The organism is Fodinicola acaciae, from assembly GCF_010993745.1.
GTDB classification, from domain to species: Bacteria; Actinomycetota; Actinomycetes; order Mycobacteriales; family HKI-0501; genus Fodinicola; species Fodinicola acaciae.
This window is the reverse complement of the sequence record NZ_WOTN01000004.1, coordinates 337121-362980: the sequence shown is the minus strand read 5'-3', so window position 1 is coordinate 362980 and position 25860 is coordinate 337121. Positions and strand designations below refer to the sequence as shown.

The 25860-nt window shown below is 67.5% G+C and carries 27 protein-coding genes and 2 tRNA genes; 19 read left to right on the top strand and 10 right to left on the bottom strand.

The window, feature by feature from the left end:
- The first annotated feature begins 34 nt into the window (after window positions 1–34).
- The 3 genes from GNX95_RS37075 to GNX95_RS37065 all read left to right on the top strand — a co-directional run bounded on the left by GNX95_RS37075 (window position 35) and on the right by GNX95_RS37065 (window position 837).
- Window positions 35–125 (top strand) — tRNA-Ser (locus GNX95_RS37075).
- A gap of 18 nt (window positions 126–143) precedes the next feature.
- Window positions 144–216: transfer RNA gene (locus tag GNX95_RS37070), tRNA-Arg, on the top strand.
- Window positions 217–357: 141 nt separating this feature from the next.
- Entirely contained in the window at window positions 358–837 is a 480-nt protein-coding gene (locus GNX95_RS37065) for a cupin domain-containing protein (RefSeq protein ID WP_163512461.1), read from the top strand.
- A gap of 43 nt (window positions 838–880) precedes the next feature.
- Here the strand turns inward: GNX95_RS37065 and GNX95_RS37060 are convergent, their stop codons facing one another.
- From GNX95_RS37060 to GNX95_RS37050, 3 genes are all read right to left on the bottom strand, one after another.
- Complete coding sequence (locus GNX95_RS37060) at window positions 881–1186, bottom strand: hypothetical protein (protein WP_163512460.1); 306 nt, start codon at window positions 1184–1186, stop codon at window positions 881–883.
- Window positions 1187–1300: 114 nt separating this feature from the next.
- The gene (folP, locus tag GNX95_RS37055) at window positions 1301–2194 is read right to left on the bottom strand and encodes a dihydropteroate synthase (protein ID WP_163512459.1); all 894 of its coding nucleotides are present in this window, start codon (window positions 2192–2194) and stop codon (window positions 1301–1303) included.
- 85 nt (window positions 2195–2279) lie between these two features.
- Window positions 2280–3005 (bottom strand): SDR family oxidoreductase, encoded by a 726-nt coding sequence (locus tag GNX95_RS37050; RefSeq protein WP_163512458.1) that lies wholly within the window; start codon window positions 3003–3005, stop codon window positions 2280–2282.
- Window positions 3006–3096: 91 nt separating this feature from the next.
- Between GNX95_RS37050 and GNX95_RS37045 the strand changes: the two genes are divergently transcribed.
- The gene (locus GNX95_RS37045; protein ID WP_163512457.1) at window positions 3097–3522 is read left to right on the top strand and encodes a MarR family winged helix-turn-helix transcriptional regulator; all 426 of its coding nucleotides are present in this window, start codon (window positions 3097–3099) and stop codon (window positions 3520–3522) included.
- Between the two features lie 56 nt (window positions 3523–3578).
- Complete coding sequence (locus GNX95_RS37040; RefSeq protein WP_163512456.1) at window positions 3579–4844, top strand: MFS transporter; 1266 nt, start codon at window positions 3579–3581, stop codon at window positions 4842–4844.
- On the opposite strand, the gene GNX95_RS37035 is transcribed toward GNX95_RS37040, so the two are convergent.
- A complete protein-coding gene (locus tag GNX95_RS37035; protein WP_163512455.1) occupies window positions 4726–5316 on the bottom strand; it encodes an MFS transporter in 591 nt (196 codons plus the stop codon). The genes GNX95_RS37040 and GNX95_RS37035 overlap by 119 nt on opposite strands.
- 32 nt (window positions 5317–5348) lie before the next feature.
- On the opposite strand from GNX95_RS37035, the gene GNX95_RS37030 reads away from it, so the two are divergent.
- Window positions 5349–6071, top strand: coding sequence for a mycothiol-dependent nitroreductase Rv2466c family protein (locus GNX95_RS37030; RefSeq protein ID WP_163512454.1), 723 nt, complete (start codon window positions 5349–5351; stop codon window positions 6069–6071).
- 5 nt (window positions 6072–6076) lie between these two features.
- Here the strand turns inward: GNX95_RS37030 and GNX95_RS37025 are convergent, their stop codons facing one another.
- The 4 genes from GNX95_RS37025 to GNX95_RS37010 are packed head-to-tail and all read right to left on the bottom strand — an operon-like array spanning window position 6077 to window position 10692.
- Window positions 6077–6556: an SRPBCC domain-containing protein gene (locus GNX95_RS37025; protein WP_163512453.1), complete on the bottom strand. Its 480-nt coding sequence runs from the start codon at window positions 6554–6556 to the stop codon at window positions 6077–6079.
- The gene (locus tag GNX95_RS37020) at window positions 6553–7350 is read right to left on the bottom strand and encodes an SDR family oxidoreductase (RefSeq protein WP_163512452.1); all 798 of its coding nucleotides are present in this window, start codon (window positions 7348–7350) and stop codon (window positions 6553–6555) included. Before GNX95_RS37020 ends, GNX95_RS37025 begins: the two co-directional genes overlap by 4 nt.
- A 10-nt stretch (window positions 7351–7360) precedes the next feature.
- Entirely contained in the window at window positions 7361–10027 is a 2667-nt protein-coding gene (locus GNX95_RS42805; protein WP_222854235.1) for an amidase family protein, read from the bottom strand.
- Window positions 10024–10692 (bottom strand): enoyl-CoA hydratase/isomerase family protein, encoded by a 669-nt coding sequence (locus GNX95_RS37010; RefSeq protein WP_222854234.1) that lies wholly within the window; start codon window positions 10690–10692, stop codon window positions 10024–10026. The genes GNX95_RS42805 and GNX95_RS37010 overlap by 4 nt, the downstream gene beginning before the upstream one ends.
- 72 nt (window positions 10693–10764) lie before the next feature.
- On the opposite strand from GNX95_RS37010, the gene GNX95_RS37005 reads away from it, so the two are divergent.
- The 8 genes from GNX95_RS37005 (at window position 10765) to GNX95_RS36970 (ending at window position 19510) form a co-directional block, all read left to right on the top strand.
- Window positions 10765–11619: an FAD binding domain-containing protein gene (locus GNX95_RS37005; RefSeq protein ID WP_163512451.1), complete on the top strand. Its 855-nt coding sequence runs from the start codon at window positions 10765–10767 to the stop codon at window positions 11617–11619.
- Window positions 11616–13919, top strand: a complete 2304-nt coding sequence (locus GNX95_RS37000) for a xanthine dehydrogenase family protein molybdopterin-binding subunit (RefSeq protein WP_163512450.1) — start codon at window positions 11616–11618, stop codon at window positions 13917–13919. The genes GNX95_RS37005 and GNX95_RS37000 overlap by 4 nt, the downstream gene beginning before the upstream one ends.
- Window positions 13916–14407 (top strand): (2Fe-2S)-binding protein, encoded by a 492-nt coding sequence (locus GNX95_RS36995; RefSeq protein ID WP_163512449.1) that lies wholly within the window; start codon window positions 13916–13918, stop codon window positions 14405–14407. The genes GNX95_RS37000 and GNX95_RS36995 overlap by 4 nt, the downstream gene beginning before the upstream one ends.
- On the top strand, window positions 14404–16644 hold the full coding sequence (locus GNX95_RS36990) for a xanthine dehydrogenase family protein molybdopterin-binding subunit (RefSeq protein WP_163512448.1): 2241 nt from the start codon (window positions 14404–14406) through the stop codon (window positions 16642–16644). The genes GNX95_RS36995 and GNX95_RS36990 overlap by 4 nt, the downstream gene beginning before the upstream one ends.
- Window positions 16641–17276, top strand: a complete 636-nt coding sequence (locus GNX95_RS36985; protein WP_163512447.1) for a GntR family transcriptional regulator — start codon at window positions 16641–16643, stop codon at window positions 17274–17276. Before GNX95_RS36990 ends, GNX95_RS36985 begins: the two co-directional genes overlap by 4 nt.
- Before the next feature lie 232 nt (window positions 17277–17508).
- The gene (locus GNX95_RS36980; RefSeq protein WP_163512446.1) at window positions 17509–17790 is read left to right on the top strand and encodes a hypothetical protein; all 282 of its coding nucleotides are present in this window, start codon (window positions 17509–17511) and stop codon (window positions 17788–17790) included.
- A gap of 14 nt (window positions 17791–17804) precedes the next feature.
- Window positions 17805–18116 carry a hypothetical protein gene (locus GNX95_RS36975; protein ID WP_163512445.1) on the top strand — a complete coding sequence of 104 codons (312 nt, stop codon included), beginning with the start codon at window positions 17805–17807 and terminating at the stop codon, window positions 18114–18116.
- Between the two features lie 47 nt (window positions 18117–18163).
- Window positions 18164–19510, top strand: a complete 1347-nt coding sequence (locus GNX95_RS36970; protein ID WP_163512444.1) for a serine hydrolase — start codon at window positions 18164–18166, stop codon at window positions 19508–19510.
- Here the strand turns inward: GNX95_RS36970 and GNX95_RS36965 are convergent.
- Window positions 19493–20872: an MFS transporter gene (locus GNX95_RS36965; RefSeq protein ID WP_163512443.1), complete on the bottom strand. Its 1380-nt coding sequence runs from the start codon at window positions 20870–20872 to the stop codon at window positions 19493–19495. The genes GNX95_RS36970 and GNX95_RS36965 overlap by 18 nt on opposite strands.
- A gap of 86 nt (window positions 20873–20958) precedes the next feature.
- On the opposite strand from GNX95_RS36965, the gene GNX95_RS36960 reads away from it, so the two are divergent.
- From GNX95_RS36960 to GNX95_RS36940, 5 genes are all read left to right on the top strand, one after another.
- Window positions 20959–21840, top strand: a complete 882-nt coding sequence (locus GNX95_RS36960; RefSeq protein WP_163512442.1) for an alpha/beta fold hydrolase — start codon at window positions 20959–20961, stop codon at window positions 21838–21840.
- 37 nt (window positions 21841–21877) lie between these two features.
- Window positions 21878–22252: a hypothetical protein gene (locus tag GNX95_RS36955; RefSeq protein ID WP_163512441.1), complete on the top strand. Its 375-nt coding sequence runs from the start codon at window positions 21878–21880 to the stop codon at window positions 22250–22252.
- Window positions 22216–22587, top strand: a complete 372-nt coding sequence (locus tag GNX95_RS36950; protein ID WP_163512440.1) for a hypothetical protein — start codon at window positions 22216–22218, stop codon at window positions 22585–22587. Before GNX95_RS36955 ends, GNX95_RS36950 begins: the two co-directional genes overlap by 37 nt.
- Window positions 22584–22745 (top strand): hypothetical protein, encoded by a 162-nt coding sequence (locus GNX95_RS36945; RefSeq protein ID WP_163512439.1) that lies wholly within the window; start codon window positions 22584–22586, stop codon window positions 22743–22745. Before GNX95_RS36950 ends, GNX95_RS36945 begins: the two co-directional genes overlap by 4 nt.
- A gap of 71 nt (window positions 22746–22816) precedes the next feature.
- On the top strand, window positions 22817–23956 hold the full coding sequence (locus GNX95_RS36940) for a serine hydrolase domain-containing protein (RefSeq protein ID WP_163512438.1): 1140 nt from the start codon (window positions 22817–22819) through the stop codon (window positions 23954–23956).
- 72 nt (window positions 23957–24028) lie between these two features.
- Here GNX95_RS36940 and GNX95_RS36935 read toward each other — a convergent pair whose 3' ends face one another.
- Window positions 24029–25852: an AMP-dependent synthetase/ligase gene (locus GNX95_RS36935; protein ID WP_222854233.1), complete on the bottom strand. Its 1824-nt coding sequence runs from the start codon at window positions 25850–25852 to the stop codon at window positions 24029–24031.
- Window positions 25853–25860: the final 8 nt, after the last annotated feature.

Genomic DNA, 25860 nt, shown 5'->3' with positions numbered 1-25860 from the left:
TCTTCGTCGGTGGCCCGTTGATTACGAGGCCCCGGGAGGCTTCGCCTAGTCTGGTCTATGGCGCCGCACTGCTAATGCGGTTGGGGGCTTCAACCCCCTCCCGGGTTCGAATCCCGGAGCCTCCGCGGTGGTGTGTTTTGCTTGCGCCCGTAGCTCAACGGATAGAGCACTTGACTACGGATCAAGAGGTTGCAGGTTCGAATCCTGCCGGGCGCGCGTCAGGTTGAGACAGGTCAGAGGCCCTGTCCCGGATTCGGGACAGGGCCTCTGTTCTGCCCAGAATGCTAGGTGCAGCGGCAAAGTGCAGCAACCACCGCGTCGGCGGGGTGCCAATCGTGACCTCTTAGGCTCTGCTGGATGACTGCTGTGACTCGAGCGGCGATGCCGGCGAATGCCGGATGGCGCACTATCGCAGGTCCCGACTCAGGATTGGACCGACTGTTGCTGGTGCAGGGCCGCCTGGAATCCGGTGAAACAGGCCCTCAACACCTGCACGACGGCGAAGAGATCCTGCACGTGCTCAGCGGACGCGTCACCGTCTGGATCGGCGAGGAAGCCGTCGACTGCGTTGCCGGTGATGTCGTATCCATACCGTGCCGGACACCACACGCTTTCCTGGCTCGCGAAGGCTCGACGATGCGGGTCGTCGCCGAACAACGCATCGGTACGCTCTTCCGAGTCGTCCAACCCGACGGCACGGTGCGTACGGTCGAGGCATTCCGGCGGGACATGCCGTGGGGCCGCGAACCACGGACCGGTCAGCCGTGGACGACAGACGAGGAGATGCGCCACATACTCGCGAATCTTTATCGCGATCCCGTGCGGGGCGACAGATGAAGGCCCTGCACCAGGCGGTGCAGGGCCGCGGTTCAGATCCGGCTTACTCCCACCAGTCGAACCAGTAGCCGTTGCAGGTGTGCTCTGGCGTGCAGGTGTTGCCTTCGGCGTAGTAGATGGGACTCACCTTGTAGCCGTAGTGCTGGAACGTGTTCTGGTCCTGTACGCACTTGTCGTAGCTGAACCCGCACCAGTGCCTCCCAGACGCCGCCGGTGCCGCGACCACAGCGGTGGTGGCAGGGCTGGCGGCCGGCGTCGAGGCCGCCTGCGCCGTGCCGCTCCACGCGGCGGCGATCAACATTCCGGCTCCGATGGCGATGCCGACCCGGCGTGCCACGGTGAACTTCATGGAGTTTCCCCTTCAATCGGTGCTTTTACGCTGCCAAATGGCGCGGACAGCGTATGTGACCGAAGCAGCCGGAAACGTCCCGATCGCTGTCATCCTGCTGTCAGATGACTGACATCAACCGGTCCACTGGAAGGTACGCGACGGCGGCCGGATGCCGTTGATGGTGGCGATCATCTCCACCACGTGCCGGCTTTCCCGCACCTCGTGGACGCGGAACATCGCGGCGCCTTCGTTGGCCGCGTACGCGGTCGCGGCCAGCGTGCCGGCGACCCGGTCGCCGAGGTCGGCGTCGAGGATCTCGCCGATGAAGTCCTTGTTGGAGATCGCCACCAGCAGAGGCCAGCCGGTCTCCACGAAAGTGCGGATGCCGCCGAGCAAGGCGACGTTGTAGCCGGTGTCCTTGCCGTAGAGGATCCCCCACGTCGGGTCGATCAGGATCCCCTCGCGCGGTATGCCTTTGGAGACCGCGAGCTCGGCAAGCCGCGTCGTCTCCTTGACGACGGTCGCCACGACGTCGTCGTAATGATGCTGGAACGGGACCGATCGCGGTGCCTGCTCACCGGTGTGCGTGCAGATGTAGCCGGCGCCGTGGGCGGCGGCCACGTCGATCAGCTCCGGCTCCGCGGAGGCCCAGCTGTCGTTGATCAGGTGCGCACCGGCCGCACAGGCGGCGTCGCCGACCTCGGCGCGCCAGGTGTCGATGCTGATGATCAGCTCCGGGTAGGTCTCGTGAGCCCAGCGGACGATCGGGACGATGCGGTCGACTTCCTCGGCGGTGGTGACCTCGGGCCCGGCCTCGGCGCGTACGCCGCCGATGTCGATCACGTCGGCTCCGTTGGCCACCGCTCGGTGGATGGCGTCCTGCGCCGGCGCCAGGTCGAAGGTCGAGCCCTGGTCGTAGAACGAGTCTTTCGTCCGGTTGACGATGGCCATGATCAGCGCGCGGTCACGCACCACTCGGACGCCACGAAACACCAGGTCAATTGGCTGAGCGCCGGCCCCGGACATGCTTCCACCTCTCACCGCACGTCGACTGGCCGTCTCGCGTCGTGACGACCCTCGACAGGCTAACCAACGGTCGCGCAGAAAGAAATCAGAACAGCCCGCCACCGGCGTTGATGAGCTGGCCGGTCAGCCACCCGCCGTCCGGTGAGGCGAGAAAGTCGACGACCGCGGCGATGTCGTCCGGCTCGCCGATCCGGCGCAGTGGCGTGGCGGCGGCGAGCTCCCGCAGTTGCTCGGGACTCCGGTTGCCGAGCAGCGCGCCAGTACGCACCGGTCCCGGTCGTACGGCGTTCACGGTCACCGACCGCGGCCCCAGTTCGTGCGCGAGGATCCGCACCATCTCGTTGCCGGCCGCTTTGCTCGCCGCGTAGACACCGGTGCCTGGTTGTACGGTCGCGGTCACGCCGGCCGAGATGACGACGATGCGGCCGCCGTCTCGTACCCGGCCGGCCGCGGCGCGCAACAGCCGAAACGTCGCCTTCGCGTTGGTGGCGAACATCGTGTCGAAGTCGTCGTCGGTCGTCCTGGCGACCGGCGCGAACCGCGCCGTACCGACATTGCCGACGACAACGTCCAGCTCGCCAAAATGCTGTTCTGCCTGGTCAAACAGCCGGTCGAGCTGCACGGGGTCGGCGATGTCAGCGCCAATGGCGACGGCCTTGCCGCCGCGGGCGGCGACCTCGTCGACCACCTCGGCCGCCGCATTCGCATCGGTGCGGTAGTTGACGACCACATTGGTGTCAGGCCCGGCGAACCGCAGGGCGATCGCGCGGCCGATGCCGCGCGAGCTGCCGGTGACCAGTGTCGTACGCATGTCCGTCTCCAAAAGTTGACAACATCAACAGTCGACATGCTAAACAGATTTGGTTGAGAGTACCAACGGTCAAGTGGTTAAACTATGTGGAATGGACTTCCCCGCTGCGCTTTGCGCGCTGCATCGCGAAGTGGCGGTGCTCTATGGCGCGACGGCTCGCCGGTTTGACCTGACCGTGCAGCAGGCGGAGCTGCTGCGGCAGCTCGACCTGGAAAGCCTGTCGTTCGGCGAGCTGGCGCGCCGGCTCGGCTGCGACAAGTCCAACATGACCGGGATGGTCGACCGGCTGGTACGCCGTGGGCTGTTGGTGCGGCAGACGGATCCGGACGATCGGCGCATCGTCAAGCCGGTGCTGACGGACGAGGGCGACCAGCTCGTCGTGCGTATTCGCGCCGAGTTCGCCGCGGTGGTCGGGCAGCGATGCGCCGATTTGCCTGCCACTGAAAAGAAACAGATGGCCGAGCTGGCCGCCGTGGTCAGTGCGGCGCTGAGCCGGCAGGACAACGAGCAGTTGTGAGACACCGCGCGTCGGTTGTTTGAGCCGGCGGCCGCCGGGTTGGTTGGATCGCCGGCATGGGGAGACGGTTCGGCTGGCTCTGGGCCGCGTACGCGGTCAGCACGTACGGCTCGGGGCTGAGTCTCGGCGCCTTCTCGCTGATCGCGGTCACCGTCCTGCACGCCGGTCCGGTCGAGGTGGCGTTGCTGCCGGCGGCCGGCCTGGCGGTCGGAGCCGTCGTCGCGGTGCCGCTGGGACCGTGGGTCGAGTTTCGCCGCAAGCGGCCGGTCATGATCGCCATGGACCTGGCCAGGTTTGCCGCGCTGGTCAGCGTTCCGGTCGGGTACGCGCTCGGGATGCTCAGCATCGGCCAGCTCATGGTCGTGGCAGTGGTCGTCGCGGGGGCGAAGATCGCGTTCAACGCGGCGAGCGGCGCTTACCTGAAAACGCTCGTACGACCGGAAAAACTGCTGGTGGCCAACGCGAGGTTCGAGTCGACGATGTGGACCGCGACCGTCGTCGGTCCGCCGCTCGGTGGTGCCGCGATCGGAGTTTTCGGCCCGGTGACGACGATGCTGGCCGACGCGGTCAGCTATTTGTTGTCAGCGGCCGGAATCAGCGCGATCGGCGGTACGGAGCCGCGGCCGGCGCGGACCGGCGCCGCCAGAGCGCGCGAGCTCGTTGAAGGCTGGCGCCACACGCTTGCACATCCGGTCTTGCGCCCGTTGTTTCTCAACTCGGTCGTGGTCAACGCGCTGATCATGGCGACCGAACCGCTGATGGCCATACTTCTGTTGCGGCAGCTCGGATTCCCGCCGTGGCAGTATGGCCTCGCATTCGCCGCGCCGTGCGTCGGCGGCCTGGTCGGTGCGCGGTTGGCGCGGCCGCTCGTCGCCCGTTTCGGACAGCGGCGCGTCATGCTCGCCTCCGGTGTGCTGCGCGTGTGCTGGCCGATCGGCCTGGCTTTCGTCGGTCCGGGGGTTGGCGGGATCGCGCTGGTGATCGGGCTGCAGTTCGGCCTGGTGACGTGCATCGGCGTCTTCAACCCAGTGGTCGCCACCTATCGGCTTGAGCAGACCGACAAGAGCCTGATCGCGCGTACGCTCGCCGCCTGGTCGGTCACCAGCAACGCCACCATCGCGGCCATGACGGCGCTGTGGGGTGTCGTGGCCAGCTTCACCGGAGTGCGTACGGCCGTCGGCCTCGCCGGTCTCCTCCTGCTCGTCACGCCCTTGCTGCTGGTGCGGGCCGCCGTACGAGCACGACGATCTCACCCACCACGAGGCCGGCGAGCACGAGCAAGGCCACCGGCAGCGCTGCCAGGAAGGCAAGACGCCAGCTGAACGCCGTGGCGAGCACCAGGGTCGCCACCCAGCCGACCACCAGCGACAGCACGATCGCGCCGGCGAGTCCGGACATCACCTTCATCGGCGAACAGGACCGTGCCGCCACAGCGAAGGCGGCGCCGACCATCAGGCCGCCGCCGAGCCCGGTGACGAACGTGCCGACCAGCAGCATCCCCAGCGAAGGTGCGAATGCCTCCGGCACCAGTCCGATGAGGATCAGTACGGCGGCGGCCGGCAGGACGGCCACCGGCCAGCGGCGCGCCAGCAGCAGTCCGGCTACGACGCCACCGAGCAGGAACACGGCGTACGCGATCAGCCGGCCGGTGACGACCAGCTGGCTGAGGTGCAGGTCGCGCTGGACGATCGGGCCCATCGGCGGAAAGAACGTCGTCGTCAGATAGGCCGCCTGCATCGCACCGAGCGTGGGTGCCGCCAGCGTCCACAGCGGACGTGGATGAGGAGTGGTCACAGGTGGAGTCTAGGAAGTCTAGGCTCGTGGACATGGCTGATGTGCACTTCTACTTCGATCCGGTCTGTCCGTTCGCGTGGATGACGAGCAAGTGGGTGCGCATCGTGCAGGCCAGGCGCGACTATTCGGTCGACTGGCGGTTCATCTCGCTGCGGCTGCTCAACTCGCACATCGACTACGACGCGCACTTCCCACCGGAGTACGAGGCCAGTCACACCTCCGGTCTGCGGCTGCTGCGGGTCGCCGCGCGTACGCGTGCCGAACACGGTCGCGAGGCGGTCGCGCCGTTGTACGCGGCGATGGGCGCGCGGATTTTCGAGCAGGACAAGGTGCCGGACGAGGCCGCCGTCGTCGCGCGCCGAGGCACCGCCGAGTTTGTCGCGCCGATCCTGGAAGAGGTCGGCCTGCCGGCCGGTTTGGCCGCGGCGCTGGACGAAACGGAGTGGGACACCGAGATCCAGGCCGAGACCGACGAAGCACTTTCGTTGACCGGCAAGGATGTCGGCACGCCGATCCTGCATTTCCAGCCGCCGGACGGCGTCGCGTTTTTCGGCCCGGTGATCAGCCGGCTGCCGGCCGAGGACGAAGCCGAGCAACTCTGGGAACACGTCGTCGGCCTGGCGGGTTTTCCCGGTTTCGCCGAGCTCAAACGGAGCCTGCGCGAGCGTCCGCAACTGCCGTCTTTCGGCGTACGGACTGGCGAGGTCGGCAAGCAGGAGGACTGGCACGGCGGCAGCCGCCGCCAGCAGAAATAGCGGATCTACGAGCGTTTCCCGCGTAGACGACGGATCACGAGGACGGCGGCCACCGCGACGGCCGCGACGGCTGCCGCGCCGACCGCGACCAGGACGCGCGGATCCGGCTCGGCGACCGGCGGCTCGGTTTCGACCGCGCGGACAAAGGAATCCAGTCGCTGCGTGACGACATCGTGCACGAAATCACCACCAAACCGCGCGACCAGTCCGCGTACGGTCAGATCGACGTCGAAGGACACCGAGCCAGGCGCGACACGGGCGATCGCGTACGCGTCGGCGTCGCCTTGACCAGCGAGTTCGGTGCCATTGACGCGAAACGTGGCGGTCGAGTCCTCCAGTGACAGCATCCGCAGGCTGCCGGTGTAGACCACCTGCAGCGGTCCCACGTCGGCTCGGAGCTCGCCGAAGCGGTCGGCATAGTCGGACAGGCCGGCGAGGAATGCCACCGGGTCGGTGGTCAGCGGGACCGAATGCGTGATCTTCACAGGTCCATAATGGCCTTGCGCTGCGCGCCGTCGACAGGGATGTGCGCCCCGTTGATGAAACTGGCGCGTGGCGAGGCGAGAAAGACGACCAGTGAGGCCACCTCGGCCGGCTCGCAGATCCGGCCGAACGGGATCGACGCCTCGGCCAGCTCGTGAGCGCGGTCCTGGCTGACCTTCTTGTCCCGCGCGAAAGCCTTCTCCAGGCCGTCCCACCGGTCGGTGTTGACCGGGCCCGGATTCACCGTGTTGCAACGGATTCCATAGCGGCCATACTGTTCGGCCACCGACGAGGCGAAGTTGAGGTCGGCGGCGTTGGCGGCGCCGGCGGTCATCTCCCAATAGCTCGGCTTCAGGCCGTCATTGCCGACCACCAACACGATCGCGCCTTCGCCGCGCTCACGCATGTGTCCGATGACGGCGCGTACGGACCGCACGTAGCCCATGAACTTCAGGTTGAGGCTGGACATCCACTGGTCCTCGGTCAGCTCCTCCAGCAGCCCGCCCGGCGAGCTTCCGGCGCAGGTCACCAAAATGTCGATGCGGCCAAACTTTTCCAGCGTCGCGGCGACACAGCGGTCGACGTCCTCGGACTTGCTCATGTCGCCGGCCAACGGCACGACCGTACGACCGGTGGCATCGGTGATTTCCTTTGCCGCCAGCTCCAACGGCTCGGCCGTACGCGCCGTCACCACCACATCGGCGCCTTCGCTGGCAAGTTGGGCCGCCACCTCGCGACCGATGCCTTTGCTCGCGCCCGTCACGAAAGCGACCTTGCCGGTCAACCGCAGATCCATGCTCCACTCCTCACTTGGCGAGCCGCCGCCGCGCGACAGCCAGGGCCTGAGCGCTCGGCCCGGCCTCGATGATCGTTCCCAACTGGCACAAACGCGCTTCCTGCCGGCGTCCGCCGACCAGTTGCGCACCGACTGGCAGCCCGTCGATCGTCAGGCCAGCCGGCACCGACAGCGCCGGATGGCCGGTCGTCGATGCCATCGCGGTGAGCCGGAAGTACGCGGATTCCACGGCTTCGTCGCGATCTCCGAGGCGGATGGTCGCTGCGGCCGACGGCGCCGCGACCGCCGGCACGGTCGGCAGCAGCAGGGCCGCGACCGTGCCGAGCACGCCGTCCACTTCGGACCGTACGTCCGCGGCCTGCCGGCGTGCGTTCGCGAAGTCCGATGTGGACAGTTGCGATCCGGTCCGCAGCAACGAGGTCGTGTGCGATCCAAGACCGTCAGGAACCTGCTGGCTTGCCTCCCACCAGAGCCGCGCCGACTCGACCAGCATCGTCGCGTATGCGGCGCCGCGAGCGAATCTCCGTGCCACCGGCAGCGAAACCTCGAGGATCTCCACTCCGGCCGCGCGAAGCACGTCCGCGGCGTCCTCGACCAGCCGGTGCACCTCCGGCTCGGCTTTGCCGTCCCACAGGTCGACCGGCCAGCCGACCCGCAGACCGTCCACATCGGACACCGGCTCGACGGCGCCACCCATGATCTCGTACAGCCGCAGGCATTCCGCCGCCGTGAGTGCGATCGGCCCGACGGTGTCCATCGACGGAGACAGCGCGGTGATGCCGCGCATCGGCAGCACGCCGTGCGTCGGCCGGAGGCCGGCGACGCCACACAATGCGGCCGGGATGCGGATCGACCCGCCGGTGTCGGTGCCGATGGCGGCGGTGACCACACCGGTCGCGACGGCGACCGCGGAGCCGCCGCTGGAGCCACCGGGCGTACGCGCCGGATCCCACGGGTTGCGGCAGCCCGGCGTGAGTGTCGACCAGGCGAGCTCCGGCACGCGCGTGCGGCCGATCGCCACGTAACCGGATTCCCGCAGTCGCGCGAAAACTTCGGCATCTTCGGTGGCCGTGCGATGTCCGAGGCCCGGCGTGCCGTTGCGTACGGTCTGGCCGGCGACATCGACCAGATCCTTGACCGCCAACGGAACTCCGTGCCCAACGCCGTCGACAACCTCGACGAAAGCGCCGAGATGCGCGGTATCGCGGGCTCGATGGACGGCTGCCAGCGCCGGTGTCAGCGAGCCGCGCACGACCTTTCCCATGTGGTTGCGCGGAAGCGCGGACAGCCGATAGATCCGCTTCGGACACTTGTAAGCGGTGAGCCGCGACCGCAGGTGGTCGATCAGCTCGTCCTCGCTGACTTCGTCGCGTACGACGACGAAACCGGTGACCTGCTCACCCCAGCGCTCGTCCGGCACACCGGCGACCGCCGCCTCTGCGACGGCTGGGTGTGCCTCGAGCGCGAGCTCGACCTCGCGCGGATAGACGTTGAGACCACCGGTGATGATCAGCTCCTTGATCCGGCCGGCGATCACCAGGTGGCCGTCGTCGAGCCTCCCGAGGTCGCCGGTGCGAAACCAGCCGTCAGCCGTGAATGCCTCCGCGGTCGCCTCCTCGTTTTGCCAGTAACCACGGAAAACCTGCGGCCCGCGGAGCTGGATCTCGCCGTCGGCGGACAGCCGGCAGGAGACTCCGGGAAGCGGAATGCCGACGGTGTCCGGACGCGGATCGTCCAGCGGATTGGAGACATCCAGACCGGACTCCGTGGTGCCATAGCGCACGAGCGGCAGTTGACCGAGCAGTTTCGCCGTACGCTCGGCCAAAGCTGGACTGAGCGGCGCGGAGCCGCAGACGCAGAGCCGGAGTCCAGGGAGCGACTGTCCCGCCTCGCAAAGCCGCTCGTACATGGTCGGCACGGCGAACAGCGCGGTGGCTCCTGCCGCGGCTTTTGCCAGCTCCGTTGGAGAAAAACGCGACAGCATGACCGCCGTGGAGCCAGCGATCAGCGTCGCGTGGATGCCGCCGAGTCCGTGCTGGTGAAACAACGGCAGCGCGTGGACGAGCACGTCGTCGGCGGTGAACCGCCAGGCGGCCATGGCCGCGCTGATCGAGGCCACCAGGTTGCGGTGGGTCAGCGGCACGCCTTTCGGTTTTCCTGTCGTTCCTGAGGTGTACGCGAGCAACGCGACCGCATCGGGGTCGGACGGCACCGCCACCGGCGACGCAATCGGATTCCGATTGCGTCGGTCCGGGTCGAGCAGGGTGACCGGCAGATCCGGCAGCCGCTCGGCCACCTCGGCCGACGCGAAGGCATGTGTGGCACCGGAATCGGCCACCAGATGCGCCAACTCGGCCGCGGTGTGAGCCGGATTTGCCAGCACCACAACGCCGCCGGCGCGCAGGATGCCCAGATAGGCGACGACAAAGTCCACAGTGGACGGACCGGCTAGCAGCACGCGATCGCCCGCGCGTACGTCCAAATCCGCGGCGACCGCGGCGGCGGCCCGATCCAGCTCGCCGTGGGTCAGGGCCACGCCGTCGATCCGTACGGCAACACGGTCGGGAAAGGCTTGAGCACTGCGAAAAGCAAGCTGGGTCAGGGTTTGGTCGCACGACACCGCGGCAGCCGAGTGCCGGCGCCACGCCTGCTCACTCCAGGCCTGCCAGTCGGTCATCGCAGTCCCGCCACCGATCCGGCCCAGCTCGCGACATTGTTCTCTCGCTCGGCGCGGAGCCGATCGAGCAGGCCGTCGGAGTTGACGATCGCCTTCGTACGTGCCATCGCGGCCGGATCCAGCGACACCAGTTGCTCGACCAGTTCTTCGTGCTCCACCGCGAGAGCGAAGCCGATCCGCTGCGCCTCGGCGGCCTCCAGCCACCGGCCGGTCCACATCAACTCGAAGGCGACCGAACGGCCGACCAGCGACGGCAGAATCCAGGCGCCAACGGCCAGTCCGTGGCCGGGACCGACCCAGCGAAACCGTGCGTTTGGTCCGACGACACGCAAATCGGCCGCACTGGCGAGCTGCGTACCGCCACCGACCGCTGGTCCGTCCACCACCGCGACGACCGGTCCAGGGCGCTCGACCATCGTGCGATAACAGGCATAGAGCCGATCCGAGACTTGTGCGCGTTCCTCGTCCGTGATGCCGAGGTCGGCGCCGGCGCAGAAAGCGCGCGGGTCCGCGCTGTCGAGCACCACGATCGCCGCGGGATCCTCGTCGAAGGCGGCGATCAGCGCGTCGACCGTCGCCAGGTCGAGCGCGTTGCGACGGCCCGGCCGATCCAGCGTGATCCGTACGTGTCCGGCGGCCGGCTCGCGGCGGATGGATGGCGTCACGGGCGACTCCAGTGATCGGCAGGTTGAAATATGGTATACCAAGTGTGCGCCGTTTGGACCAGAGGAGGTGGCGTGAAACCGGCCGCTTTCACCTACCACCGGACATATGATGTGCCGGAGACCGTGCGGCTGCTGCAGAAGCTGGGCCCGGACGCGAAGATCCTGGCCGGCGGACAGAGTTTGGCGCCGATGATGAACTTCCGGCTGGCCCGGCCGACGGATCTGGTCGACATCAACCGGATCGGCGGCCTGGACTATCTGCGCCGCGACGCCGCCGGTCTGCACATCGGCGCGCTGACCCGGCACCGTGCCGTCGAGATGACCGCCGATCCGGCCGTACGCGACGGATTTTCCGTGCTGTCACGCGCGGCTCGGTGGATCGGTCACTATCCGATCCGAACGCGCGGCACCTTCGGCGGCAGCATCGCCCATGCCGACCCGACCTCCGAATGGTGCCTGCTCGCGGTCCTGCTCGACGCGGCGATCGCGCTGGTGGGGCCAAAAGGCAAGCGCGAGGTGCCAGCATCGGAGTTTTTCCACGGGTTTTTCACCACCGCCGCGGAGCCTGACGAGATGGTGGTGGAGATCCGGTTTCCACGACCGGCGCCACACGCCGCACTGACCGAGTTCGCGCAACGGCAGGGGGATTTCGCGATCGTCGCGGCCGCCGTGGACGTCGACATCGCTGACGGCGCTTGGAAATCCGGTCGCGTCGTGCTCGGTGGAGTGGATCCGTCGCCTTTCGCGGTCGACGGCCTCGACGCGTACGCCGGTCGGCCCGCCGGCCAGGACACCTGGCGCGATATCGGTGAGCTGGCGGCAGAACAGATCGATCCGCCGTCCGACGGCCACGGCAGCTCCGACTATCGCCGGAAACTCACCGCCACTCTCGTGAGCCGAGCGCTGGCCGAGGCGGCGCGGGGATGACCAGGTGGATCGGTGCGAAGGTGCCGCGCAAGGAAGATGGCCGGATGTTGCGCGGTCGTGGCCGGTTCGTGGACGACATGCGGCCTCCGGGGACGTTGCACGCCGCGTTCGTCCGCAGTCCGCACGCCAGTGCCACCATCACCTCGATCGATCTGGAAGAAGCCGCCAAAACGGCGGTCGGTGCGTTCACCTCTGCCGACCTCGGCGATCCGTTTTTACTGGCGGTGTTGGAAAGAGACGAGTTCACCCCGACGAGGATGCCGCTGCTGGCCGGTGACCGCGTACGGCATGTGGCCGAGCCGGTGGCCGTCGTGGTGGCGGACGATCCGTACGCGGCCGAGGATGCCGCGGAGCTGGTCGTGGTCGACTGGGACCCCCGCGCTGCCGTGACCGACCTGCGATCGGCTGCTGACGGACCGGCTGTCCACAGTGGACTGACCGACAACTGCGTGGTCGATCTGGTGATGTTCGACGACGAGCGGCTGGACGAGATTCTCGCGACGGCGCCGGTGGTCGTCGAGGCGGAGTTCGACAGCGGCCGGGTCGCGGCGCTGCCGATGGAAGGCCGGGCCTGCCTGGCCGAGTGGGACGACCGCGACGAGCAGGTCGTCGTGCATGTCTCGACACAGGTGCCACACCAGGTGCGCTCCGGCATCGCGCAGGCGCTCGGCCTGCCGGAGCGGACGATACGCGTGATCGCGCCGGATGTCGGCGGTGGGTTCGGCCTGAAATGCGTCGTGGGACGGGAAGAGGTCGTTGTCGCGGCACTGGCGTTGCGGCTGCGCCGACCGGTCAAGTGGATCGAGGACCGGCAGGAAAACCTCACCGCGGCATTTCACGGACACGAGCAACATTACGCGGTGAAAGCCGCTTTCGCCGCGGACGGCCGGATTCTGGGGCTGGCGGCCGACATCCGCTGCGACATCGGCGCGTACTCGGCCTATCCGTTCACCTGCGCGGTCGAGCCGCTGATGGCGGCGACCGAGCTTCCCGGCGCGTACAAGGTGCCGGCCTATCGAGCGCGTGGCCGCGGAGTTGCCACCAACAAACCACCGACAGCGCCATATCGCGGCGTCTCACGACCGCAGATCGTGCTGGTGATGGAGCGGCTGATGGAAAAGGCCGCGGCGGTGTTGCGGATGGACGCACTGGACGTGCGGCGCCGCAACCTGATCGACAAGTTTCCGTACGCTGGCGTCAATGCCATCAGCTACGACGAAGGCAGCTATCGCGAGTCCCTGGACCTGGCGGAAAAGAAGACCAGCGACTGGCCGGCCGAGTGTGACCGTCTGCGGTCCCGCGGTCTGCTCGCCGGCATCGGGTTTTCCTGTTTTTCCGAGCGAACCGCATACGGCACGCCGACGATGTCGCAGCGCCGGATGCGGATGACGCCTGGTTACGACACCGCGCACGTGCGAATGGATCCGACCGGCGAGGTCGTCGTCACCACCGGCACCTGCGGCCACGGTCAGGGCCACGAGACGACTTTCGCGCAGATCGTGGCCGACCAGCTCGGCATCGACCCCGGCCAGGTGCGGCTGCGGCAGGGCGACACCGATCTGACGTCGTACGGCTGGGGGACCTTCGGCAGCCGCTCGATCGTCATCGGTGGTGGCGCCGCTGGGAAAGCCGCCGGGGTGGTCGCCAGCCAGCTGCGCAGGATCGCCGCCTTTCTGTTGGAAGTCAGCGAAACGGACGTCGAGCTGTCGGAAGGCGCCGCACGCGTACGCGGTGTCCCTGGTGCTGAGGTCAGCGTCGCCGAGATGGCGCGGTTGGTGCACTTCCAGGCCCACCAGCTGCCGGACGACTGCCGTTATGCGCTAGAAGCCAGGCAAAGTGCCGATCCGCCTGGCACGTTCTCCAACGCGACTCATGCGGCGCTGGTGTCGATCGACCCAGGCACGGGCGGCGTACGCGTCGAACGCTACGTCGTCGTGGAGGACTGCGGAGTCGTCATCAATCCGTTGGTCGTCGACGGTCAGGTGCGTGGCGGTGTGGCACAGGGAATCGCAGCCGCCCTTTACGAGCAGCTCGTCTACGACGCGGACGGCCAGCCGGCCACCGCGTCGCTGATGGACTATCTGGCGCCGACCGCGGCTGAAATCCCGCCGATCCAGATCTTCCACCTGGAAACTCCGTCGCAGCACAGCGAGACCGGCGCCAAAGGCATGGGGGAAGGCGGCACGATCGGCGCACCGGCCGCCGTGCTCAACGCGATCAACGACGCGCTCGGCTCGGACTTCGACCACATCCCCGTGCTGCCGCACCAGGTTCTCGCCAGCTCCGGAGGCAACCGATGACGGACATGCAGCTGATTTCGTTGACAGTCAACGGAGACGAGCACACGTTGGCGGTCGAGTCGCGGCGTACGCTCGTCGACGTCCTGCGCCACGACCTCGGTTACACCGGCACGCATGTCGGTTGCGAGCACGGCATCTGCGGCGCCTGTACAGTTTTGCTCGACGGTCAGCCGGTTCGCGCGTGCTTGATTTTCGGCGTACAGGCGGACGGCTGCGAGGTCCGCACGGTCGAAGGCCTGGCGGACGGCGACGAGCTTTCCGACCTGCAGCAGGCTTTCAGCCGTTGTCACGCCCTGCAGTGTGGCTTTTGTACGCCCGGTTTTCTCATGCTGGCCGAGGCATATCTGGCCGAGAAGGACGGAAGGCCAGCCGACGAGGCCGAGGTGCGCGAAGTGGTCGCGGCCAACCTGTGTCGTTGCACCGGCTATCAAGGCATAGTCGAGGCGGTTTGCAGCGTCGCGGCCGATCGAGCGAAGGCATCGGGATGATCGGCGCGCGGCTGCCTCGCAAGGAGGACGCCCGGCTGGTCCGCGGTCTCGGCCGGTTCGCCGACGACACCGACCGGCCCGGCCAGCTGTGGATGCGGGTCATACGGTCAACCGTCGCGCACGGCCGCGTACGATCGATCGACGCTCCCGCGGCGATCGCGGTTTTCACCGCAAAAGACGTGCCGGACTTGCGGATTCCGGTGCGGCTCAAGGTGCAGGGCGTCGACCTGTCGGACTTTCTCCAGCCGGTGCTGGCAACCGAGGTCCGTTACGTCGGTGAGCCGGTCGCGGTCGTGCTCGCCGACGATCCGTACGCGGCCGAGGACGCCGCCGAGCAGGTGTCGGTCGACATCGAGGAGCTCGAACCCGTTGTCACCGCGACGAAAGCTCACGCGGCCGCCGACTTTTCGCTCGGCTATGGCGATGTGGCGACGGCCTTCGAAACCGCCGCGGAGATTGTGGAGTTGGACTTCACGATCGGCCGGCACAGTGCGGTGCCGTTGGAGCCGCGCGGCCTGCTGGCCGTGCCGGATCCGGTGACCGGAGCGGTCGAGATCTTCGGCATGACCAAGGTGCCGGTCTACAACAAGGCCGTTTTGGCGCGGATGCTGGAGATCGACGAGACGTTGATCCACGGCCGCGCGATGGACGCGGGCGGCGGCTTCGGCGTACGCGGCGAGTTCTATCCAGAGGACTTCCTGGTGCCGTGGCTGGCCAGAAAGCTGCGCCGGCCGGTGAAATGGATCGAGGACCGTGCCGAGCACCTGGTCGCGACCAACCACTCGCGCCAGCAACGGCATCGGATTTGCGCCGCCTTCGACGAAACCGGACGCATTCTCGGCCTGCGCGACGATGTCATGCACGACAACGGCGCCTATTGCCGCACGCACGGCATCATCGTGCCGGAGCTGACACTGGCTATGCTGCCGGGTCCATACCGTGTGCCGGCGTACGCGGGACACATCACGGTGGCGCTCACCAACAAGACGCCGTGTGGAACGTATCGGTCACCGGGTCGTTTCGAAGGCACGTCGGCGCGTGAGCAGCTGTTGGACGTGGCCGCCGACCGGCTCGGCATCGACCGCGTCGAGCTGCGCCGCCGCAACCTGCTGACGGCGGCCGAGCTGCCACACGCTCGTGCGATGAGTACGCTCGGCACGGACGTCGTCCTCGACACGGCGGATTACCCAGGACTGCTGGCAAAAGCCGTCGCGGAGGCGGATCGGCTCGGCTATCGGTCCGAAGTGGACAGTGCACGCGCCGGCGGTCGGCTCGCCGGTCTCGGTGTGGCGATGTTCCTGGAAAAGAGCGGTCTCGGTCCGCAGGACACCGCCGACGTGCTGGTCAGCGGCACGGGCGCGGTGCACGTCCACACCGGCGGCACGTCACTCGGCCAGGGCATCGAGACGGCGATGGCACAGATCGCCGCTGACGAGCTCGGTGTGGACCCTGAGATCGTGCACGTTGTCAACGGTGACACCGATTTGCAGCCATATGGCGGCGGATCGTGGGCCTCGCGTTCGACCGTTGTCAGCGGCGGTGCCGTGCAGGCGGCGGCTGCGGCCGTACGCGAACGCGCGATCGAGATCGCCGCCAGGATTCTCGCGGTGACACCAGACAAACTCGAGTGTGGCGGCGGTGTCATCCGGGTCGCCGACTCTCCGGGCGCCGAAGTGTCGTTGGCCGAGGTCGTACGCGCGTGTCAGCCGACCGGCGACCAGCTGCGGCCCGGCGAGCCGGCCGGCCTGTCGGCGCGACGCCGTTTCGAGGTCGAGCACATGACCTATCCGTACGGCGTGCACATCGCCGTTGTCGAGGTGGATCCAGGCACGGCGGGCGTGCGCGTGCTGCGTTATCTGGTCGCGTACGAGGTCGGTCGCGCGGTCAATCCGACCATGGTCGAAGGCCAGCTCGTCGGTGGTGTCGCACAGGGTGTCGGCGGCGCTTTGTTGGAAGAATTCACCTATGACGAGGCCGGGCAGCCGCAGTCGGTGACATTCATGGACTATCGGCTGCCGACCGCCGCGGAAGTGCCGCACGTGGACGTGCTGGTGACCGAGGACGCACCGGCGCCGGGAAATCCGCTCGGCGTACGCGGTGCCGGCGAAGGCGGACTGAGCGCGGCGGGTGGTGCGCTGGCCGGGGCTGTGCGCGATGCTCTTGGTTTGGACGACAGCGTCGAGGTGCTGCCGATGACGGCAGATCGAGTGAGATTGTTGATGGAGCGCGACAAATGACGAACGCCGATGCCCCCCAGGTCAACTATGTCAGCAAAACCGACATGGTGGTCGCGCTGATCCGCGAGCTGATCATCACCGGTGACCTGACCGCCGGCAAACAACTGCGCCAGCGCGACCTGGCGGCGCGTTTCCACGTCAGTCAGACACCGGTGCGCGAGGCGATGCGCCGGCTGGAGTCCGAGGGTTTGGTGGTCGGCGACACGCATCGCGGATTCACCGTCGTGGAGGCCGATTCCGGCTCCACCGAGGAAAACTTCCGCATTCGCGCGGTGCTCGAGTCGCTGGCCGCGTCGCTCGCGGCGGAAAAGATCGATGAGGACGGCATCACCAAGCTGGTCGACATCAATGATCGGATGCGGCCGCTGGCCGAGGACGATCCGCGCTATGACGGTCTCAACCGCGATTTTCATTTCGCCGTCTACGAATACGCGCACAGTCCGCTGCTGCTGTCGCTGATGCGGTTGCTGTGGCAGGCATTGCACGGTGGTCCACGAGTGCTGCGCACGCACGAGGAGTCGGTCCGGCAGCACGCCGCGATCATCGACGCGTTGCGGGTCAGGGACGCCGAAGCCGCCTCGGCCGCCACGTACGAACACATCATGGGTGTGCAGCACCTCGACCCGCACTGAGAGGGCGTCTGAAACTGTGGCAACCAATCGCCGAGCCCAAAACGCCGCCTGCCGACGTTTGGATCTCGACTCTCGGCCACCACAGTTTCCAGACGCCCTCTGACAGCGAAGTGAGACCGGGCTGACAGGACTTCTGTCCTAGCGTGGCGTCCACCGGCCGGTAAATGCGTTATTGCCGAAAGGGGACGTGGTGCGAATATCGAGAAGATCGGCGCGAACGGCGGCGACGGCGGTGGCCGGTTTGGTCGCCGCGACGGCATTGGCCGTCGGCCCGGCGAGCCCGGCAGCGGCGGATCCAGGATTCTGCGGCGTACGCGCCGGCGGGCCGACACAGGTCGGCGGCAGCATGAGCATCGCCTACCAGGTGCGCAACCGCTGCGGCTACGGCATGAACATGAGGATACGGACACCGTCGGACGGTTTCGAGAGCAGTTGTGCGTGGATTCCGGCGTACGGCGACGACACGTTCTACATGAGAATTCCCGATCCCAACTGGCTGATCATCATCTGCTGACGAGGAGGGCTGGCGTGACGAAAAGAAGGACGGCCGCCGTGGTGGCGGCCACGTTGCTGGCATTGGGATCGTCGATCGCCGCCGCCGCGCCGGCGGCCGCCGATCCAGGTTTCTGCGGCGTGCGGCATGCCTACCAGACGCCGCCGCAGACTGGCAGCGGCGTCGTCTACGTGGTGCGCAACCAGTGCACGGCGACGTACAACTTCCAGGTGTTCCTGCCAAGCGCCGGAAAGTCCACCGGAACGTGCCAAACCGTCGCTGGCGGTGGATACGGCTACTTCGCCTCGTTGATCGCGGACCCCAACTGGCAGGTCCGGCTCTGCTGAGCGGGTAGAAGCAGCAGGTCAGCGCCACCAGCGCGTACGGTGTCACCGTGCGGAACATACGACACGGGGGTGCGGCGGTGGTCGCCGCGTTAGCGGTGGTGCTGGCCGCCTGCGGCTCGCCGAGCCCAGGTGGCACCAGGGCCAGCGCGACGCCGAAGGCGACGACGAGCCTCATACGCAACGACAACCGGTTGGCCGAAGAGCTTCTTCAGGCCGTACGCGCGCAGAAATTCGGGGACGTGGTCGACACGACGCCACCGTCCGGAGTGCCGCGAGGAAAGATCCACCAGCCGCCAAACCTCGACCTGGCGGTCATCGAGCTGAGCTCGACAGGTCAGGCGCTGGCGGCCGCGGATGTGTTGTTCAGCCCCAAATATCCGGCCGGCGTCGCCGTACCAATGGACCAGAACCTGACCGCTGGCACGGTCCGCTGGCGATATTTCGACGAACAGCAATGGGATGCGCATGCCGGACAAGGCACCAAGGACGTGCTTGCGGGCCGGCAGAACGCGCCGATCGACTTCATGACGCCATATCCCGCGTCGGTGCAGAAACTCATGGTCGGCTTCGCCGTGCTGCGGTTGGTCGACCAAGGCAGGCTGACACTCGACGACACCTACCGATACACGGCGCCGACCTTCCGAGATCGGTGTGGCGGGCCGGAAACCAAGACTGTGCGCCGGTTTTTCGACGAGATGATCACGATCTCCAGCAACGAGTCGACCTGCGCGCTGATCCAGCTGCTGGTCGACCGCAAGGCGCTGGACCGCGACTTCGCCGCACTCGGGATGCCGACGCTGCACGAGGTGCCGGGACTGACCGGGTCCAACATGAGCTCGCTCGACACCGCCAAGCTGCTGATGATCGTCAACGGCGGACCCGGCACCTACTGGACCGCACCGGACGGAAAACCGGTCGGCAAGGCCGTGCTCTCCGACAGCTCACGCGCGTTTTTCCTGTCCGAGCTGGGAAACCAGGGCCTCAACCAGGTGCTGTCCACGACCAACTGGTGCGGCCGAGAGTATCCGGCGCCGGGCATCCCCCAGCGCACGCCGTCGCGCTGGATCAACCCGTCGACCGGAAAGATGGACAACGTCGGTGGCCGCGACTTCGGCCGGGACGTACGGCCGTGCAACGAAACCGCCGAGGTGACCTTCGCACACAAGACCGGCCTGGTCGCACGCGCCGGCGGCGACGCCGGGATCGTCCATTCGCTGCCGGGAAAACCCGGCCGGCATTACATCGTCGTCGTGCTCAGCAATCTCGGCTCGCGGTTTGTCGACGCGGACCGGCCAGCCGATCCACCGGGCACCCAACCGGTGGAATACACCGAAAAATATGGCCGGCTCGGCCGGGCGATCGACCAGCTGGTGACCTCACATCGCAACCCCTGAGGGCGTACGTTCGGACTCGATCTGGTCGAGCTCGCGGCCGCGGGTTTCCGGTGTCAGGAAAGCCATCGCGACCGATGCCGCGGTGACGATCACGGCGATCGCGACGAAGGTCAGCGGCAGTCCGAGGACCGGCCACAGCAGCGAGCCGAAGATCAGCGGCACGAAACCGGCGCCGACCCGGCTGACCGTGGAGGCCCAGCCGAAGCCACTCGCGCGCAGCTCGGTCGGATAGAGCTCCGACACGTATGCGTAAAGGGCCGGGATGGTCAGCTCGATGATGAAGCCAAAAGCGCCGATCCAGATCTTCGCCGCGGTCGGCATCTCCAGCTGTACGGCGAAAAACACCAGCGCCAACGCGGCGACCGGTCCGCTCAGGCCGATCACCCATTTCCGGCCGACCGCGTCCACCAGCCAGGCCGAGACCAGCACGCCGACGATGCCGACCGCGGTCATCAACGTGGTCACCATGAATGCCGCGTAATTGCCGTAACCCTCGGTCTTCAGGATCGTCGGCAGCCAGGTCAGCGCGCCGTAGTAAAGCAGGAAAACCGTGAGGAACAAGGCCCACGAGACAGCCGTGACACCTGCGTTGAACCGCCAGAGGTCGCGAAGTTGTTTGACCACACTGAACATCGACAGCCGTGGCGCGCTCCGCGCGTCAGGCAACGTCCATGGCTCGACCGTGGCGCCGGTCCGTGCGACGAGTTTCTCGATGATCGTACGCGCTTCGGCCTCACGGCCGCGGCGGATCAGATAGAGCGGGGACTCCGGCACCGACAGCCGGATCCAGAACAGCAACAGTGCCGGCAAAACCATCACCAGCAGCATCAGCCGCCAGCTGTCGATCGCTGTCACGGCAAGCAAAGCCGTGGAGACCACACCGCACAGCGTGGCGCCGATCGGCCACCACACGTCCATCGCGGTGAGCACGCGGCCGCGTACCTTCGCCGGCGTGAACTCACCGACCAGCGCGTAGTCGACCGGAATGCAGCCGCCGAGGCCGACGCCGGCGAAGAACCGGAAGACACAGAACACCAGGAAACTCGGCGACAGTGCACCGAGCACGGAAAACACCGAGAACATCAGCAAAGTCAGGCTGAACGCGCGTTTCCGGCCGATGATGTCGGCGATGCCACCCCAGCCGAACGCACCGACCGCCATGCCGATCAGGTTGGCCGTGCCGACCCAGGAGGCCTCCGGTTTGGTCAGCGACCACTGCGCCGACACCAGGGGGATGAGGAAGCCGTTGAGCGTCACATCCCACGCGTCGAACATGAATCCGAGGCCGCCGACCAGGAAGATCATTCCCTGGGTCCGCCACCGCCACGGCAGCTCCTGGACGATCTGGTCACCGGTTTTCACCGATCCACCTCCCGCGTGCTGGGAAGGCTCTGGTATATCAGTTGGTATACCATATTTCAATGGTCGCGCCGAGAGGGGCAGGCGATATGCCGGCAATCACCACGAATGACGGAGTGCGGTTGCACGTCGAGCAGACCGGATCTGGCGAGCCGATCCTGTTCATTCACGAGTTCGCCGGCGACCACCGAAGCTGGGAGCCGCAGGTGCGGCATTTTTCGGGTAGTTACCGATGTGTCACGTACGCCGCGCGTGGTTATCCGCCGTCGGACGTGCCGGCGGATCCGGCCGCGTACTCGCAGGAGCGCGCGGTCGCCGACGCGGTCGCGGTCCTGGATGCGTTGGATATCACGGAAACTCACGTCGTCGGATTGTCGATGGGAGGTTTCGCGGCTCTGCACCTGGTGTTGCGGCATCCTGACCGCGTACGCGGCGCGGTCGTCGCCGGCGCCGGCTATGGCGCCCATCCGGACCGGCAGGGCGCGTTTCGCGCCGAATGCGAGGCAACCGCCGCCGCGTTCGAGGCCGAAGGTGCGACCGAGGTCGCGAAGCGATATGCGCTCGGACCGGCGCGTGTGCAGTTCCAGAACAAGAATCCGCGCGGATGGGCCGAGTTTGCCGCGCAACTGGCCGAGCATTCGTCCGCCGGCTCAGCACTCACGATGCGCGGAGTGCAGTCCGCGCGGCCGTCTTTGTATGCGCTGCAAGCACAACTGGCGGCGATCGAGACACCGGTGCTTGTCCTAGTCGGCGACGAGGACGAGGGTTGCCTGGAGGCGGATCTCATGCTGAAACGGACGATCCCGACCGCCGGCCTGCAGATTTTGCCGCGGACCGGCCACACCGCCAACCTGGAGGAGCCAGAGCTGTTCAACGCGGCCGTCGACCGGTTTCTCGCCACGGTCGAGCGCGGCGGCTGGCGGCGGCGGGATCCGCGGTCGCTGTCCACCTCCACCACCGGCATGAAATAAGGTCGACGGCCACGCCGCGGCGGCCTAACGTCCGGGCATGCGCGTACGACGGGGGACCGACGAGGATTTGCCAGCGGCCGCCATGTTGGTCGCCGAGCTGCACGCACGCGCGCGGCGAGCGGAGCCGCTGTTGTCGTCCGCGCCCGACGATCCCGTGGGTGCGCTGGAGATCCTCCGCCAGCAGGGGGAATGCTGGGTCACGACTCGAAAGGGTGCGGTGGTCGCCGTGCTGGCGGCGAGCCGACTCCCGTACGGCAGGTGGTCGCCACCGTTCTGCGCCGCGGGCGACCCGGAAGGCTTGGTGCGGGCGTACGCGGCGGCGGCCGCGAAATGGGTGGCCGCCGGCGAAACCACCCACGCCGTGCACGTTCCCTTGTGCGCGCCGGAATCGTCGCCACCTTCCAGCGGCTGACCTTCGGGCACCAGGCCGAATATGGCATGCACGCGCTGAAAACGCTGCCGCCGGCGCGGCCGGTGCCAGGCCTGCGCGTCACCGCCGCCGGTCCAGAGGACCTCGACGAGGTGTTGCCGCTGCTGCGTGCGCTGCCGGGGCATCTGCACGAGTCGCCGGTGTTCATGCGCCGGTCGGACGACTATTACGACCGGTTGCCCGTCGTACACAGCAAAAATCTGAACGAGAACAGTGCGCGGTATTTTCTCGGCCGGCGGGATGGCCGGGCGGTCGGGCTCGTCATCGTCTGGGCGGCGGAGGCCGAGGCGGAGCCGTTGGCGTCGGGCTCGCGGTGACACGGGCCGCGCTGGCGGACGCGGTCGAGCGCGGCGAGACCGGCATGGCGACCGACTGGCGGACCACCAACCTGCTCGCGTCGCGGTTCTGGCCGGCGGTCGGCTTCCGGCCGCACTGCCTGCGGCTGTCCAGGACCGTCGATCTGCGGCCCAGGTAGGGCCAGCCGTACCAAAACTCGATAGCTGAGCCGGTCGTGCCGGCGGCGGCCGGTTGGCAGGGTCCGAGGGGATGTCCTCGAAGATCGGAGTTTTGGTGATACGAAAGACGATAGCCGTGGCGGCCGCCCTGTGCCTGCTGCCGTTGACCGCCGCGGCGGCAGACAAGACGACGTTGCAGCATGACGCGGATGCGTTGCACGCGCTCGGAATCACCGGCATCCAGGCCAGGTCGTACGTCGGCGGCCACCGGCAAAACGTGACCAGCGGGGTCGGCAACGTGGCGACCGGCCAGCCGGTGCCGCCCAACGGCCGGTTCCGGATCGGCAGCACCAACAAGACGTTCGTCGCCACCGTGGTGCTCCAACTGGCCGGCGAGCACCGGATGTCGTTGGAGGACAAGGTGGCGCGATGGCTGCCTGGCGTCGTCACCGGAAACGGCAACGACGGCACGCGGATCACCGTGCGACAGCTGCTTTATCACACCGCCGGCATCTACGACGGGAACTATCCGGACCTCACCACGGAGCAGGAGTTTCGCGAGCACCGCTTCGACATGCACACGCCCGAGGAAATCGTACGCGGTGCGATGAAACACCCGCCGGTCACCGGTTGGAGCTATTCCAACACCGGCTATGCCCTGCTCGGCATGATCATCGGCAAGGTGACCGGCCGGCCATGGCATGTCGAGGTGGATCGCCGGATCGTCCGGCCGCTGCACCTGAAGCACACCAGTTTTCCTGGCTATTCTCCGGAAATCCCCGGTCCGCACGCGCACGGCTATCAGCGCTTCGCGGTCGGTGAGCCGGTGGTCGACGTGACCAGGATCGTCGACGCGGACGCCTCCGGTGGCCTGCTGTCGACCACAGCCGACCTGGAGACCTTCATCCGCGCGTTGCGCGGCGGCAAACTGCTGTCGCCGCGGCTGCTTGCCGAGATGGACCGCACGGTCACCGTCGACAAGGACGTCAGCTGGCTGTGGCCTGGCGTCCGCTACGCCCTCGGTGTGTTCGTCCGGCCGCTGACCTGCGGCGGGTCGTACTGGGCTCCGGCCGGCGACCAGGTCGGCTACAAGACCCGTACGGCCGTCTCCGCCGACGGTCGCCGAAGTGTCGTCGTCTCCATGTCGGCGCAGACCGCCACGACCCTGCAGGAAGGTAAGGCGGTCGAGGACGCGGTCGACACCCTCGTCCAGCACCAACTCTGCGGCTGACCCCCTGCCGAGGATGCCGTTTGGCGGTCGGCGCCGGCGCGGCGGCCGTCAAACGTCACCCTCGCGAGAGGGTTATTCGGCGCGCGAGGCGGAGCCTTTACGCGCGTACAAGGCCTCGATCTCGTCGGCGAAGTCGCGCGTGATCACCGCGCGCTTGAGCTTCAGCGACGGCGTGATGTGCCCGGCCTCCTCGGTGAAGTCCACCGTCAGGATGCGAAAGCGACTGATCTTCTCCGCGGCCGACACGGTGGCGTTGGCGGCGTCGATCGGCTTGCGGATCTCGGCCAGCACGTCCGGATCCTCGACCAGGTCGGCGATCGGGGTCTTCTTGTCGCGGCCCTTGCTCTCCAGCCACTGCGGCACCGACTCGGCGTCGAGGGTGATCAGCGCCGCCACCGCGTTACGTCCGTCGCCGACCACCATCGCCTGGCTGATCAGCGGATGCGAGCGGACGATGTCCTCGAGCGGACCGGGCGAGACGTTCTTGCCGGCCGCGGTGACGATGATTTCCTTCTTCCGGCCGGTGATCCGCAGATAACCCTCGGAGTCCAGCGAGCCCAGGTCACCGGTGCGAAACCAACCGTCGTCGGTCAGCGCTTCCTTGGTGGCTGCCTCGTTGTTCCAGTAGCGATGGAAAACGTGGCCACCCCGCAGCAAAATCTCGCCATCGTCAGCGATTTTGATTTCGAATCCAGGCAATGCGCGGCCGACCGTACCGATTTTGGTGCCGGCGCGCGTGTTGACCGCGGCGGCCGCGGTCGTCTCGGTGAGGCCATAGCCTTCCAGCACGGTCACGCCGGCGCCGCGGAAGAAATGCGCCAGCCGCTCGCCGAGCGCCGAGCCGCCGGACACGGCCCACCTGACCTGGCCACCCATCGCCTCGCGCAGCTTGCTGAAGACCAGCTTGTCGAAGACCGCGCGTTTGCCGGACAACACCAGGCCCGGCCGTCCGGTTTCCAGCGCCTTGCTGTATTCGATCGCGGTGTTCACCGCCTGGTCGAAGATCTTCTCCCGGCCACCGGACGCGGCGCGGCTGCGCGCACGGTCGTACACGCGCTCGAAGACCCGCGGCACGGCCAGGACGAAGGTCGGCTTGACCGGCTGCAGGTCGACCGTCAGTCGGCCGACGTCGCTGTGCGCCAGCTTGGCGGCGGACATGAGTACGGCCATCTGGATCATCCGGCCGAACACGTGCGCGAGCGGAAGGAACAGCAGCGTACTGGCGTCGTCGCCTTCGAACAGCTCCGGCAGACATTCGACCGCGCTGATGATCTCGGCCAGGAAGTTGCCGTGGGTGAGCTCGCAGCCCTTCGGCCTGCCGGTGGTGCCGGAGGTGTAGATGATCGTCGCGAGCGTGTCGCGGCTCATCCCGTCGCGCCGCTGCTCCAGCTCCGCGTCGTCGACGTCCTTTCCGGCCTCGATGAGGCTGGCCAGCGTGTGGCCCTCGTCCTTACCGTCGATCACCCAGTGGTCGCGCAGCTCAGGCAGCTTGTCGGTGAGGCCGGCCAGCCGCCGGTCGTGGCCGGGGGTTTCCACGATCGCGGCGACCGCGCCGGAGTCGCCGAGGATCCACTCCAGCTGGTCGGCCGAGGAGGTCTCGTAGACCGGCACGGTCACCGCGCCTGCCGCCAGGATCGCCGCGTCGCACAGCGTCCACTCGTATCGCGTCTTGGCCATCAGCGCGACCCGCTCACCTGGCGTCACCCCGCGCGCGATCAGGCCCTTGGCGACCTGGACGACCTCGGCGTGGAACTGCTTCGCGGTGACCGGCTGCCAGCTGCGCTCGACACGGCGCTGGATCACCACCTTGTCCGGGATCTTCTCCGCGTGCCGTGCGGTGATGTCGGCGATGCTACGTGGCGCGGTCGGGCCGATCCACCAGGTGTCGAGGCTCATCAGGCGCA

What these genes read in the sequence shown, in the direction of transcription:
- GNX95_RS37065 (WP_163512461.1), top strand. Translation starts at nt 358, where the DNA reads ATGACTGCTGTGACTCGAGCGGCGATGCCGGCGAATGCCGGATGGCGC.
- GNX95_RS37060 (WP_163512460.1), bottom strand. Translation starts at nt 1,186, where the DNA reads ATGAAGTTCACCGTGGCACGCCGGGTCGGCATCGCCATCGGAGCCGGA.
- folP (WP_163512459.1), bottom strand. Translation starts at nt 2,194, where the DNA reads ATGTCCGGGGCCGGCGCTCAGCCAATTGACCTGGTGTTTCGTGGCGTC.
- GNX95_RS37050 (WP_163512458.1), bottom strand. Translation starts at nt 3,005, where the DNA reads ATGCGTACGACACTGGTCACCGGCAGCTCGCGCGGCATCGGCCGCGCG.
- GNX95_RS37045 (WP_163512457.1), top strand. Translation starts at nt 3,097, where the DNA reads ATGGACTTCCCCGCTGCGCTTTGCGCGCTGCATCGCGAAGTGGCGGTG.
- GNX95_RS37040 (WP_163512456.1), top strand. Translation starts at nt 3,579, where the DNA reads ATGGGGAGACGGTTCGGCTGGCTCTGGGCCGCGTACGCGGTCAGCACG.
- GNX95_RS37030 (WP_163512454.1), top strand. Translation starts at nt 5,349, where the DNA reads ATGGCTGATGTGCACTTCTACTTCGATCCGGTCTGTCCGTTCGCGTGG.
- GNX95_RS37020 (WP_163512452.1), bottom strand. Translation starts at nt 7,350, where the DNA reads ATGGATCTGCGGTTGACCGGCAAGGTCGCTTTCGTGACGGGCGCGAGC.
- GNX95_RS42805 (WP_222854235.1), bottom strand. Translation starts at nt 10,027, where the DNA reads ATGACCGACTGGCAGGCCTGGAGTGAGCAGGCGTGGCGCCGGCACTCG.
- GNX95_RS37000 (WP_163512450.1), top strand. Translation starts at nt 11,616, where the DNA reads ATGACCAGGTGGATCGGTGCGAAGGTGCCGCGCAAGGAAGATGGCCGG.
- GNX95_RS36995 (WP_163512449.1), top strand. Translation starts at nt 13,916, where the DNA reads ATGACGGACATGCAGCTGATTTCGTTGACAGTCAACGGAGACGAGCAC.
- GNX95_RS36990 (WP_163512448.1), top strand. Translation starts at nt 14,404, where the DNA reads ATGATCGGCGCGCGGCTGCCTCGCAAGGAGGACGCCCGGCTGGTCCGC.
- GNX95_RS36985 (WP_163512447.1), top strand. Translation starts at nt 16,641, where the DNA reads ATGACGAACGCCGATGCCCCCCAGGTCAACTATGTCAGCAAAACCGAC.
- GNX95_RS36960 (WP_163512442.1), top strand. Translation starts at nt 20,959, where the DNA reads ATGCCGGCAATCACCACGAATGACGGAGTGCGGTTGCACGTCGAGCAG.
- GNX95_RS36955 (WP_163512441.1), top strand. Translation starts at nt 21,878, where the DNA reads ATGCGCGTACGACGGGGGACCGACGAGGATTTGCCAGCGGCCGCCATG.
- GNX95_RS36940 (WP_163512438.1), top strand. Translation starts at nt 22,817, where the DNA reads ATGTCCTCGAAGATCGGAGTTTTGGTGATACGAAAGACGATAGCCGTG.
- GNX95_RS36935 (WP_222854233.1), bottom strand. Translation starts at nt 25,852, where the DNA reads ATGAGCCTCGACACCTGGTGGATCGGCCCGACCGCGCCACGTAGCATC.